A 12754-nucleotide genomic window follows, 5' to 3' on the forward strand; every position below is an offset into this window, starting at 1 on the left:
CTCACTTCAACTATACGTCCTTTCTTCCCCTTTTACAATGAAATTTTTTCTGAGGCTATTTCCTTTAAATTCTATTGACAGAAAAAACAGATAGACTTATAGTAAAAAAGAACCGAAATTGATAATCATTATCACTAGCAGGAATGCAATCGAAAATATACTCTCACATAAACGGAGGTTACATAATGGTCCGTCTATATACAGATGGCTTGAACATTGGGTATAGCGAACGACTAATTGTAAAGGATCTCAGCGTCCAGATTCCCGATAAGAAAATCACAACAATCATTGGTCCAAATGGCTGTGGGAAATCAACCCTTTTAAAAGCCATTACCCGGATCATTTCCCATCAATCAGGCACTGTCATCTTAGATGGGGAGAACATTTCAAAGGAAAATACGAAAATTCTTGCCAGGAAGATGGCAATCCTGCCTCAAACACCGGAAAGTGCAAGCGGTTTAACAGTAGGCGAGCTGGTCTCATATGGCCGCTTCCCTTATCAAAAAGGATTCGGAAGATTGACGAAAAAGGATTATGAAGTCATCGACTGGGCACTCGAAGTGACAGGCACTAAAGAATTTAAATTCCGGCCAGTTGACGCTTTGTCAGGCGGCCAGCGCCAGAGAGTGTGGATTGCCATGGCACTTGCACAGGAAACCGATATCATTTTCCTTGATGAACCAACCACCTATTTAGATATGGCACACCAGCTTGAAGTTCTCGAACTTCTTCAAAAGCTGAACGAGGAACAGGAGCGCACCATTGTAATGGTCCTTCATGATTTAAACCAGGCAGCCCGTTTTGCTGACCATATCGTCGCACTAAAAGATGGTGAAATTGTTAAATCAGGAAGCTATGAAGAAGTCATTACACAGGATGTTTTAAGGAAAGTGTTCAATATTGATGCAGTCATTGGACGCGATCCCCGCACAAACAAACCAATGTGTATAACTTATAATTTACTAAAAGGAGAAAATCCACATGAAGAAACTATTGATGATCCCATTTACGATCTTGCTGCTTCTGCTAATTAGCGCCTGCGGCAATACAGAAGAAAAAGATACAAACTCGTCTGAACCTAAGGAAGATAAAAAATCAGGTACGATCACATATGAATCTGAGACTGGACCGGTTGAGGTCCCAGCTGATCCTAAAAGAGTTGTCCTCCTTTCAGGCTTTACTGGAAATGTCATGCAGCTGGGCGTAAATATTGTCGGTGTGGATACCTGGTCCAAAAATAATCCTCGTTTTGAAGAACAATTGAAGGATGCTGAAGAAGTATCTGAAGATAACCTTGAAAAAATAATTGAATTAGAACCAGACTTGATTATTGCCTTATCTACTGTTAAAAACTACGATAAGCTTAAGGAAATTGCACCAACTGTAACGTATACATGGGGTAAACTAGATTATCTTTCTCAGCATGAGGAAATCGGCAAGCTGCTTAATAAAGAGGAAGAAGCAAAGAAATGGGTAGCTGATTTCAAACAGCGCGCGGAAGCAGCCGGGGAGGACATTCGTGCAAAAATTGGCGAAGATGCAACCGTTTCTGTATTTGAAATCTTCGACAAACAGCTTTATGTTTTTGGCGATAACTGGGCACGCGGAACTGAAATTCTGTATCAGGCAATGGACTTAAAAATGCCTGAAAAGGTTAAGGAAATGGCCCTAAAAGATGGCTACTATGCCATTTCAGCTGAAGTGCTTCCGGAATATGCAGGAGATTATATTGTTATAAGCAAATACTCTGATGCAGATCATTCATTCCAGGAAACCGATACGTACAAAAATATCCCTGCTGTGAAAAATAATCGTGTCTTTGAGATGGAAGGCAATGGCGCTTCCTTCAGTGATCCAATCACACTTGATGCACAGCTGGAGTTCTTTAAAGAATCATTTTTAGGCAACTAATACTGCAGGAGGGATTCTTAGTTTTTAGGAATTCCTCTTTCCTATTTAAAAAGACAGTTCCCGAATGGCAAAAATAAACCCGAAGAAAGATGGAAGTACAATGACTAAAGATGCTCAATCCTTCATTCCATTTATATATAAACTTGCGGCAGGCTTCATCATTTTTGCCGGTATGTTTGTGGCTGCTTGTGTGTTCGGGGCAGCCGATGTGACGGTCAGAGATGTTTGGCTTGCACTAACCTCCAATGCTTCCGGAGAAAAAATCTCCATTATTCGTGAAATCCGTCTGCCCCGTGAAATTGCGGCCATTTTTGTCGGAGCAGCTCTTAGCATCTCTGGAGCCATCATGCAGGGAATGACAAGAAATCCTCTTGCTGATCCAGGCCTGCTCGGATTAACGGCCGGAGCAAATGCTGCACTTGCCATAACTCTTGTTCTAATCCCTTCAGCAAATTATATTGGAATTCTGTTCGCCTGTTTCATCGGTGCGGCTATCGGTGCAGGGATGGTTTTCGGCATTGGCGCCATGAGAAAAGGAGGCTTTTCTCCGATTCGAATCGTTTTAGCCGGAGCCGCTGTTTCTGCCTTCCTTTTTGCAATAGCTGAAGGGACCGGCATCTATTTTAAGATTTCAAAAGATGTCAGCTTGTGGACAGCAGGCGGGCTTGTCGGCACATCCTGGAGCCAGCTGCAAATTATTGTCCCGGTTATCTCAGCAGGCATACTCGTTTCCCTTTTTCTTTCCAAGCAGCTTACGATACTCAGCTTAAACGAAGAAGTGGCTGTAGGCTTGGGGCAGAATACGACTCAAATTAAAATCATCCTGTTTATTTTAGTCACCCTGCTTGCAGGGGCAGCTGTTGCACTGGTCGGCAATATGGCATTTATCGGATTGATGGTACCTCACATCGTCCGTGCTTTAGTCGGAACAGATTATCGTTTTATTCTTCCCATGTCAGCTCTCACAGGAGCGACATTTATGCTTCTTGCCGATACACTCGGGAGGACCATCAATGCTCCTTACGAAACTCCTGTTGCGGCCATCATTGCCGTAATGGGGCTGCCTTTCTTCCTGTTCATTGTTCATAAAGGGGGTAAGGCGTTCTCATGATTCAGCCGGAATTAGTTAAAAAACAGCGAATTTTAATGGCCGTTTTATCCGTACTGATTATTGTTACCATTGTTATTGGAATGGGATTAGGATATGCCTCCCTTTCCTATGACCGGTTAATCCCTACCATCCTGGGACAGGGAACTTTTAAAGAGGAGTTTGTGTTATTTTCCATACGGCTGCCAAGAGTGTTTATTACAGTGTTAGCCGGTATGGCACTGGCACTATCGGGTGCGATTTTACAGGGAATTACACGCAATGACCTGGCGGATCCAGGCATCATCGGGATAAATTCAGGTGCAGGGGTTGCGATTGCCATTTTCTTTCTGTTCGTTCCGATTGAAGCTGGCACTTTCATCTACATGCTGCCGTTATGCGCATTTTTCGGCGCCTTGCTTACTGCTATTCTCATCTATGCTTTTTCCTATAAAAAAGACGAGGGGCTTCAGCCAGTGAAAATGGTGCTCGTTGGAGTCGGGTTCTCCATGGCGCTATCCGGTGTGATGATTGTCCTGATTTCTTCAGCTGAAAGAGAGAAAGTCGATTTCATAGCAAAATGGCTATCAGGGAATATCTGGGGAACGGATTGGCCTTTCATCTGGGCACTCCTCCCCTGGCTGCTTCTGCTTATTCCATTCACTTTATATAAAGCAAATCGCTTGAATTTATTAAGCTTAAGTGAGCCTGTCGCCATCGGCATAGGGGTATCCATTGAAAAAGAACGGATTGGCCTTCTGCTTACAGCCGTTGCATTGGCAGCTTCAGCTGTGTCTGTAACCGGCGGAATTGCCTTTATCGGCTTAATTGCTCCGCACATGGCTAAAGCGCTTGTAGGGCCAAGGAATCAGCTTTTCATTCCGATCGCTATTCTATTAGGAGGCTGGCTGCTCCTATTCGCCGACACGCTCGGCCGGAACCTGGCTGATCCGGACGGCCTGCCAGCCGGAATAATGGTTGCGATTATCGGAGCTCCATATTTTATGTATTTATTATTAAAGAAATGACGTGCCGGCCTGCACGTCATTTTTTTTATTATTTATGTTTTTTTCTGGAATTCCTGGGCAAATATATAGAGTCTTATCATTTAACAGTTTAATAGATTGGAGGAATTTAGATGTTTTTTCATGTAAAAGAATTGCAATTTGAAGCAAAGCCGGAACGTCCGGATCCCGTTTTTGCGAAAAAGCTGCAAGAATTGATTGGCGGCCAATATGGTGAAATGACTGTTGCCATGCAATACATGTTTCAGGGCTGGGCCACTCGCGGAAATGAAAAATATCGTGATCTTCTCCTCGATATTGGAACTGAGGAAATTGGACATGTGGAAATGCTCGCGACAATGGTTGCCAGACTGATGGACAATGCCCCAATTAATCAGCAGGAAGAAGCAGCGAAGGATCCAGTCGTCGGTGCGATCATGGGAGGAATGAATCCTCAGCATGCCATTGTCTCCGGACTGGGCGCACGACCGGCTGACAGTGTTGGGAACCCTTGGATGGGCACTTATATTACAGCCAGCGGGAACTTATTGGCAGACTTCCGTTCAAACTTGAATGCAGAATCACAGGGCCGTCTGCAGGCTGCACGTCTCTATGAGATGACAGATGATAAGGGCATTAAAGATCTGCTTTCCGTCCTGATTGCCAGAGACGCCTACCACCAAAACCAATGGGCTGCAGCAATAGCAGAGCTTGAGGAAAAAGAAGGCCTGCTTGTCCCCAGCACCTTCCCGCGGGAAAATGAACGCACAGATATCGCTTACACACTCTACAACCTGTCAGCAGGCGAAGAAAGCAGCACTGGCAGATGGGCACAGGGCCCTGCTCTTGATGGCCAGGGAGAATACAAATATGTAAGCAATCCGAAGCCTGAAGGAGACAAGCCTGTGCTTAAGCCTGCACCTCCAAATCTTCATAATACATTGCCAATGGATTAAAATAATTCCGAACAAAACAGGCTGATGCATTCAGCCTGTTTTACTATTCAATCAAACGTTTGATTGAATTGGACCGGTTTCCCTCATTAATTTCCGACTCTCCATTGACTTCCTTCAAATTTTTTATATGATAAAACCATCTCACCTTAAATCATGAATGGAATAATTTCCTTACATTCACACTGAACATTAAGGTTATCCTCACTATTAAAAGGGAATGAAAATAAGTGATTCACCCGCTGGAAAGGATCTTGTTTGTATGATTTATTTTATTACCGCAGCACTGATTATATTTATTAGTTATGCAGTTCTGCCCACTGTGCTCATACGATTGCTGAATTGGGGAATTGTAAAAGATATAACGGAACCAAATTCCATTGCATTAACCTTTGACGATGGTCCAGATCCCCAGTATACTGCGAGACTTCTCGATGTCTTAAAAAAGCATGAAGCAAAGGCAGCCTTTTTTGTTGTCGGGGAAAAAGCAGCCAAGCATCCATTGCTGCTTAAAAGAATGCAGGCAGAAGGGCATACAATTGGCATCCATCATTATCGGCATATCTCAAGCTGGATCCTTTCACCGGGATCATTAAAAAAACAGCTGGTGCAAACAAAAAAAGTTATAGAAGCTGCAATTAATGAAGAAGTCTATTTCTACCGTCCGCCATGGGGCCACTTCAATTTATTTACCCTTTGGATTGCAAGGAATTATAAGATTATTATGTGGTCGGGGATTTTCAAAGATTGGAAGACCAAGCATATCAGGAATACCCTTTCCGAATCGCTGGCAAAGGAAACCGTGCCTGGCCGTATTTTTCTTCTCCACGACAGCGGTGAAACTCTTGGCGCCGACTCTAGTGCACCTGAGCATATGATTGGCCATCTGGACGAGTATTTGCAGCAGGAAGCACTAAAAGGGATCCAATTTGTTTCTTTAAAAGAAGTATATCCGGGGCATCGCATATGAGTACTGAAACAATTATTGAATTTATTTCGTCATACGGGTATTGGATTATCTTTTTATTTTTATTTTTCGGGATTGTCGGCATTCCAGCTCCGGAAGAATCGCTATTATTCCTGATTGGCGTGTTAATTGGAAATCACAAATTAAGCTTTGCCGAATCTGCTGTGTGCGCAGAAGCAGGTGTGCTGCTCGGAATGCTTTCAGCCTATTGGATCGGTAAAAAAGCAGGTACACCCTTTCTCAGAAAATATGGCAGATATATCGGGATCACTGAAAAAAGATGGAATACCGCACAGAAAAAATACATGGAAAATCATCGTTTTATGATTTTTGCGGGTTTTTATATGCCGGGAATACGTCAGATTAGTCCTTACTTTGCCGGCATTTCAAAAGTTCCTTTTCATCAGTATCTTCTATATTCTGCGGCAGGCTCCCTCAGCTGGGTTCTCCCTATAATTGCTGCCGGATACTTTGCAGGAAGCTTATTTGATATAAATCCTGAATACGTGCCATACCTCGGGGTTCTATTATTAGCTGTATTCGTAATCTACATGCTCTTTAAGTATGCCAAAAACAAACTCAAGTGACAGAAAGGAGGGTATTATGAAAGTTCTCCTGCTCCCATTATTTCAATTCCCTACGGGACATTCAAAAGTTGCCAAAACCCTACAGGATAATATTAAAAGCCAATATCCTGATGCGGAAATCAAAATAGTGGACTTTCTTTCCTATTGCAGTGATAAGCTTGAAAAGCTGGTCTCAGGCATATATTTAAAAGGATTCCTGGGTGCCCCTTTCCTTTACAGGGCATTATATTACACCATTATGTATAAACAGCATCCTTTTAAATTGCAGCCTGATTTACAGGTTCTATCCTATTATTTTGAAAGAAAAATGAAGAAGTTCCTTGATGAAGAAAATCCTGATTTAATATTTTGCACTCATTCTTTTCCTTCCGGGATCATCAGTTCTCTAAAGCAAAAGGGACGATACCTGGACATTACTGCGGTGAATGTTTACACGGATTTTTTTATAAATGATATATGGGGAAAACGGGGAATTGACTTTCATTTCGTTCCTCATCCTGAGGCGAAGGAAGAGCTTATTAATAAACACCATATTTCGGATGAACAAATTTTTGTTACCGGCATTCCGGTTCATTCTGCCTATCACCTCCCGGCTCCATTTAAGAAAGATAACCGGATACGCCATATCCTGGTTGCCGGAGGAAACAGCGGCTTAGTAAACTGTGATTTTATAGAATCTATACAAAAGGTTCCGCATATTCAATTTCTGATCCTTTGTGGAAATAATGACGAATTATATAGCTCACTTCAAGCTCTTGATTCAAAGCAAATCGAGCCTATTGGATATATTGAAGACCCATATGAAATGAACCAGCTGTATAATAAAGCGGATGCTATTTTGACCAAACCAGGCGGAGTCACAATTAGTGAAGCACTGCAAAAGAAACTTCCGATTCTGGTCCATACCTCACTTCCGGGACAAGAAGAGATCAATTTAGACTATTTGCTTGAGAAAAATCTGGTGACTGTTATTTACGACAGGCAAATTACTGAACAGCTTAATAACGAAGAAGCTATGCTTAGTCTACGAAAACACATTGATTCTTATCTGGAAAAAGTCACTTGCCCATTGGACTATGCCATCTTCATTTCAATTAAAAGCACCGGCAGAAAAACGCCGGACACTGTTCATTCCCTGAGAGCCGTTCCAACTATTATAAAGTAAACCTTCAGGTCATTTTTCTAGCCTAAAATAATTTAACAGCCTGAGATCTCCAGGCTGTTTTTAATTTCAATCAAACGTTTGATTGATCAATCCTTCTTCATAAAGAATATCCTCAATACCAGGGCCATTTCCTTGATCAGCTATGTCCTCCTCACAGCCAACCGAAAAATAAGTATACGAATAATCATATCCGTCTCCCTGTACACCGCCTGCTCCGCCATGTGAAATACAGCTTTCCGGTATAGGTTCACGCTCTCCCTTGTCATCCACATAATAGTACAAGTCTTCAATGTACCCTTCACTCTGCGGTAAAGAGGTAATCGCATATCCCCTGTCATTCACCCGAAATACATCATACTCTCCTTCTGACTCAGGCACAGGTGCATTTTCTATTTCATGAACAATTCTCACCTGACCAGCATACCCTTTTGGAATAAGATATAGATCATGAGTTTTTTCTTCCAGATCTGCCTTCTGGAGCATCCAAAAGAACCCTATCGGCAGCAGGCATGCTACGAGGAAACCGGCTGCATTCAAGGTAACCTTCCTGCTTCCCGGCATCTCGCGGTCCCATTTCCGCCACTCGTCCACTAAAAAGAAAAGGACCGCAGCAATTAATGCGTAATAAGCAAACCCTTCCATAATAAAATAAGTCACAGCAGCTAAAAAGGTATGTATAAATGCAGATGCAGGGAATCGCCATACTGCCAGATTTCTGGTTAAAAACTCAGAAAGGAGTGAAACCGGAATACCGTATATAATATTTCCGAATAAACAGTACAAAAAAACCACAATCAGGAAAAAAGAAAACAGTTCCCCTTCAGAAAAGAAAAAGAGAAGCCAAAATCCAAAGGTAAAAAGAATGGAAGCCTGCAGGGCTGTTTTTATTTTTGATCCCAGCATAGAATGAGTCAATCCCTTCTTTTATTGTGAATATTTTCACATATATTCTAGCACAGATACTTGGTTAAACCCAATATATATCATAAATGTGACATACCCATCTATACAGTTTTCTTATCACTTGAACGCCTGCACTGCATAGACAGATGCAGGCGTTTTTATTATTAAGAAAATATAAATATTGAACTTCGATAACTGTCTAGCGCAAGCAGCCTGCCCCCTCGAGGTGTCGGGGGTGAGTGAGGCTCTTACGCTTATCTATCTGACTGCTGCCGTGTTGCCCGCCGGCCACTCTTCGCAGGTATAAGCCATCTCCCAGAAGCCAAGCTCCAGCTGGCAGCTTTTTCGGAAAGCATCCTTCATTCGCTGCCTTTCTTCCGGTGATGCCGCACCAGCAAGCTCATCCAAACGGTTCCTCATATTCATGGTCACAGCTTCGACCCTTAAATTTGCATAAAAAGAGATCCATGGATAAAACGGATGGTTCTCATCCGGCTCATATTGCTTCATGAGTTCAAGCCCAATCTCCCAATAAGTCCATGGGCAAGGCAATAATGCAGCAAGGATCTCACCCATGCCGCCTGTGTGGGCATGATACATCATATGCTTAACATAATGATCAGCTGTTGGAGGGAGCGGATAGCCCTGCAATGCTTCGTAATCCACGCCAATCTGCTGGCAAAAATTATGGTGGGGATGTACTTCGCTGTTCAATACAAATTCTATTTGCTGATTAAAATAAGCAATATCCTTACGCTCTGCAGACTTTGAAATGGCAATCCCATAAATATGCATGAACGCATTCAGATACTCAAAGTCCGCTTTAATGTAATGGGCCAGCGCCTCTTTCGGCACGTCCCCTCTCCCGATACCCTGGACAAACGGGTGCTCAAATATCAGCTGAAACAAATCTTCATTTTCCTTGCGCAGAATCTCTGAAAAAGTCATAAAAAATAGCCTCCTTATTTAATTCAGAAGCTGCCGGGGAAAAAGCATGAGGATATAGATCGAGGTCCTCACTGCTTCCCTGCGCTGGCATTATCCAGATCAGGTTCCAAGGGACAAAGGAAAAGCTCCTTATCTCAGCCGTAGCGCCCCTAGCAGTTTTCTAACGTTTTTAATTGTTTTTTTACCAACTTTCTTACTTGAGGTTTTTCGCTCATAACTCTTGAAATTCGCTAATAAAATCGGGTTGTTCTTCTTGCACCACTCGTTTGAGTTTACTCAACAGCTTTCTAGTCAAAAATTCTCATATATTCTGAACCAAATTCTTCTCTTTAACCTTCGCCAATACCATCCAGCCTATCGCCGCACCGGCAATGCTGCTGACCAGAAACGGCGGCACAAAGAAGAATGCACCCGTCGCACTGCCCATGAGTATATTTGCGTACGGAACGGCAAACAATGCACCGATTATGCCGGTGCCCACCACCTCTCCAACGGCAGCCCATATTTTCCGGCCGAATTTCAAATAAAGAACACCAGCCAAAAACGCACCAATCATGCCGCCTGGAAACGCAAGCAGTGTCCCGAATCCCAGCAAATTACGAAGCAAAGCAATCATAAAAGCAACGGCTGCTGCAGGCAGGGGTCCAAGCGTCACCGCGGCCAATACATTCACCGCATGCTGGACCGGATAGGCCTTGGCTATACCTGCTGGAAACCAGAGCAAATGGGATCCCAGTGTTCCAATTGCCGTTAATAAAGCCATAGTAGTTAACAATCGGGTTCTGTTCATCTAAACCTCCTTTCTAAACGGGCAGCCTGATTGCTTATCCGGATGAGAAGTATGTATACAAAAAAGCCAGATCCCCACAAAGGACCCGGCTTGGTTTAAGTATATGAATCGACATATTGTCAAATCCTACTTCCCTCCGCTGGCATTAACCAGATCAGGTCCATAAGAGTCGGAAAGCTATAAGCGCTTTCCTCTCAGCCCGCACATTCGGGGCACCCCTAGTAGTTACATAGATATTTAATTTGATAAGCTGTTTCAAGCTTAACAAATTATTCCGGAACTGTCATCAATCTTTTAGCTTATATACTTTTCTTGATGCACTGGATTAAGCGTTCTTCAATTTCTGCTGCGATGCTCTGAACAGATTCGTCATTGATTAGCTCAATCATACTTGTCGGTTTTGGCATGCCAATTTTCGTTTTGCCCTCATTCTCATAGACGACAATTTTACAAGGCAGGAAGTAGCCGGCCATTTTATTCTGTGTTAAAACGCGATGTGCTTCATTCGGATTACATACCTCTAATACATGGAATGCCTCGTTATATTCCAATCCTTTTTCCTGCAGCTTCTCCTGTACATTAAACTGCCATAGAACTCCAAACTGTTCGTCCTTCAGACTTCCTTCCAGTGAGGATATCGCTTCTTCTATTGATTTTTCGGTTTCAACTGTGTAATCGAACATGACTGCATCTCCTTTAGTATTGGCATATTAATTATGTACCCCTATAGGTATACTATTAAACACAGTCTCAACTGTCAACAAGCCAAGTTTTTTAAAAAAAAGCTTTATCGAATTAACTGCAGACCGGCAATATCCTTTAAGCTCCCCACCCCTGCCAGTGAAAGCGACACTTTAGTTTCTTCTATAAAGTTGGCAAGCACTTTTTCAACTCCATTCTGCCCGCCAATGGCCAAGCCGTACACATACGGCCGTCCCAGGCAAACGGCGTCGGCTCCCAGCGCGAGAGCTTTAACCACATCTGAACCTCGGCGAATGCCGCTGTCAAACAATACCGGAATCCGTCCTTTAACCTCCTTTGCAATCGGTTCAAGCGCATCAATCGCCGCAATCACCCCATCAAGCTGTCTGCCGCCATGATTGGAGACAATGATTCCGTCTATTCCTTTTTCAACAGCGAGCCTGGCATCTTCAGGGTGAAGTATGCCCTTTAATAAAATTGGCAGACTTGTTTTCTCTTTTAATCTGGCAACATGCTCCCAGCTTAATGTTGGATGATGAATATTATCAAGGATTCCCTGTACGACATCTCCATCCTGGAGAGAATCCATAAAGACTGGATCGCTTTCATAATTTGCTTTTCCATAGCCAAGCTTTAACGGGGAAAAATTGTTTCTTAAATCGGCTTCCCTCCATCCCATCATCACCGTATCAACCGTTAACACAATTGCCTCATACCCCGCTTCCTCCGCACGGCGAACCATACTGAACGATACTTCTTCATAATTGGACCAATATAATTGGTACCATTTTGGACTCGTGCCTGTTGCATTAGCGATTTCTTCAATGGAATAACTGGATACTGTGCTCTGGATAAAAGGAACTCCAAACGAAGCTGCTGCCCGTGCAGATGCCAGCTCTCCCTCATTATGTTCAAGCCGCTGCATCCCAATCGGTGCCAGGAAAACCGGGTAAGGATATGTTTTCCCAAATAATTTCACACTTATATCCGGCACTGAAACATCTCTTAGCATCCTCGGTACTATTGAGTATCTTGCAAAGGATTCGATATTCTTTTTCAGCGTTTCTTCCCCGCCGGCTCCTGATTGGACATAGCCAAATCCGCCTGCTCTCATCACTTTCACTGCTTCCTCTTCAAGCTCCTTAAATGAAATAGGAAAGTTTTCTGCGAAACTAATATTCTCTACATTTGCCACTTCCAGCCCCGCCTTTTTTTGAATTTATTGAAAATAATATCATTTTTTTTGATTTTAAGAAACCTTGTATTAATTTATACAGCCTCTTCTCAACAAATTAGCAGGGATTTTACAAAAAATCGGGAATACCATTTTAACTTTAATAAATTGGAGTGTAGCACATGCTTATCAAACAGCCTTTTGATGAATTTCTGAAATTCCATTACGAAAGAATCAGTGAAAGCCATATGAAAGTTACCTTGCCCATCCAGCCGCTCTTTATTAACAGCGCAGGCCTGGTGCATGGAGGAATTATTTCCACTCTTGCGGATGTAGCGATGGGGAATATTTTCGAGCCGGATGAAAATCAGAAGCAGTCCGTTGTGACCGCTGACTTGAAGGTCAGTTTCTTAAAGGGGGCGACAGGGGAATATCTAGTTGCCGATGCTCACCTTGTGAAAAGAGGACGGACACTCAGCCACACAGATTGCCTGATTTATAACGATCAGAATCAGGTGGTTGCCAAAGCATCCGGAATTTTCGCATCTATTTAGAGTGAACAA

14 protein-coding genes and 2 riboswitches are annotated in these 12754 nt (G+C 43.0%); of the genes, 9 read left to right on the top strand and 5 right to left on the bottom strand.

Annotated elements, in window-relative coordinates:
• Positions 1–185: 185 nt before the first annotated feature.
• The 8 genes from PBF_RS18010 (at position 186) to PBF_RS18045 (ending at position 7674) form a co-directional block, all read left to right on the top strand.
• Positions 186–1034 (top strand): ABC transporter ATP-binding protein, encoded by an 849-nt coding sequence (locus PBF_RS18010; RefSeq protein WP_035331660.1) that lies wholly within the window; start codon positions 186–188, stop codon positions 1032–1034.
• Positions 982–1911 carry an iron-hydroxamate ABC transporter substrate-binding protein gene (locus PBF_RS18015; protein ID WP_035331661.1) on the top strand — a complete coding sequence of 310 codons (930 nt, stop codon included), beginning with the start codon at positions 982–984 and terminating at the stop codon, positions 1909–1911. The genes PBF_RS18010 and PBF_RS18015 overlap by 53 nt, the downstream gene beginning before the upstream one ends.
• A gap of 100 nt (positions 1912–2011) precedes the next feature.
• On the top strand, positions 2012–3022 hold the full coding sequence (locus tag PBF_RS18020) for a FecCD family ABC transporter permease (RefSeq protein WP_035331662.1): 1011 nt from the start codon (positions 2012–2014) through the stop codon (positions 3020–3022).
• Entirely contained in the window at positions 3019–4026 is a 1008-nt protein-coding gene (locus tag PBF_RS18025; RefSeq protein ID WP_035331663.1) for a FecCD family ABC transporter permease, read from the top strand. Before PBF_RS18020 ends, PBF_RS18025 begins: the two co-directional genes overlap by 4 nt.
• A 110-nt stretch (positions 4027–4136) precedes the next feature.
• Entirely contained in the window at positions 4137–4958 is an 822-nt protein-coding gene (locus PBF_RS18030) for a manganese catalase family protein (protein WP_035331664.1), read from the top strand.
• 259 nt (positions 4959–5217) lie between these two features.
• Positions 5218–5925 (top strand): polysaccharide deacetylase family protein, encoded by a 708-nt coding sequence (locus PBF_RS18035; RefSeq protein WP_035331665.1) that lies wholly within the window; start codon positions 5218–5220, stop codon positions 5923–5925.
• Positions 5922–6509: a DedA family protein gene (locus PBF_RS18040; protein ID WP_035331667.1), complete on the top strand. Its 588-nt coding sequence runs from the start codon at positions 5922–5924 to the stop codon at positions 6507–6509. Before PBF_RS18035 ends, PBF_RS18040 begins: the two co-directional genes overlap by 4 nt.
• 16 nt (positions 6510–6525) lie before the next feature.
• The gene (locus tag PBF_RS18045) at positions 6526–7674 is read left to right on the top strand and encodes an MGDG synthase family glycosyltransferase (RefSeq protein WP_035331669.1); all 1149 of its coding nucleotides are present in this window, start codon (positions 6526–6528) and stop codon (positions 7672–7674) included.
• A gap of 66 nt (positions 7675–7740) precedes the next feature.
• Here PBF_RS18045 and PBF_RS18050 read toward each other — a convergent pair whose 3' ends face one another.
• The 5 genes from PBF_RS18050 to PBF_RS18070 all read right to left on the bottom strand — a co-directional run bounded on the left by PBF_RS18050 (position 7741) and on the right by PBF_RS18070 (position 12212).
• A complete protein-coding gene (locus PBF_RS18050; protein WP_035331670.1) occupies positions 7741–8577 on the bottom strand; it encodes a DUF6843 domain-containing protein in 837 nt (278 codons plus the stop codon).
• A gap of 258 nt (positions 8578–8835) precedes the next feature.
• A complete protein-coding gene (gene tenA, locus PBF_RS18055) occupies positions 8836–9525 on the bottom strand; it encodes a thiaminase II (protein ID WP_035331672.1) in 690 nt (229 codons plus the stop codon).
• Positions 9526–9584: 59 nt separating this feature from the next.
• Positions 9585–9686: riboswitch (TPP riboswitch) on the bottom strand.
• 140 nt (positions 9687–9826) lie between these two features.
• Positions 9827–10315: an energy coupling factor transporter S component ThiW gene (gene thiW, locus PBF_RS18060; RefSeq protein ID WP_035331674.1), complete on the bottom strand. Its 489-nt coding sequence runs from the start codon at positions 10313–10315 to the stop codon at positions 9827–9829.
• 114 nt (positions 10316–10429) lie between these two features.
• Positions 10430–10545: riboswitch (TPP riboswitch) on the bottom strand.
• A gap of 69 nt (positions 10546–10614) precedes the next feature.
• Positions 10615–10998: a DUF302 domain-containing protein gene (locus tag PBF_RS18065; RefSeq protein ID WP_035331676.1), complete on the bottom strand. Its 384-nt coding sequence runs from the start codon at positions 10996–10998 to the stop codon at positions 10615–10617.
• A gap of 104 nt (positions 10999–11102) precedes the next feature.
• The gene (locus PBF_RS18070; protein ID WP_035331678.1) at positions 11103–12212 is read right to left on the bottom strand and encodes an alpha-hydroxy-acid oxidizing protein; all 1110 of its coding nucleotides are present in this window, start codon (positions 12210–12212) and stop codon (positions 11103–11105) included.
• A gap of 161 nt (positions 12213–12373) precedes the next feature.
• Between PBF_RS18070 and PBF_RS18075 the strand changes: the two genes are divergently transcribed.
• Entirely contained in the window at positions 12374–12745 is a 372-nt protein-coding gene (locus PBF_RS18075) for a PaaI family thioesterase (protein WP_035331679.1), read from the top strand.
• The last annotated feature ends 9 nt before the right edge of the window (positions 12746–12754 follow it).

Origin of the sequence: Cytobacillus firmus DS1 (assembly GCF_000565285.1) — a bacterium.
GTDB classification, from domain to species: Bacteria; Bacillota; Bacilli; order Bacillales; family Cytobacillaceae; genus Cytobacillus; species Cytobacillus firmus_A.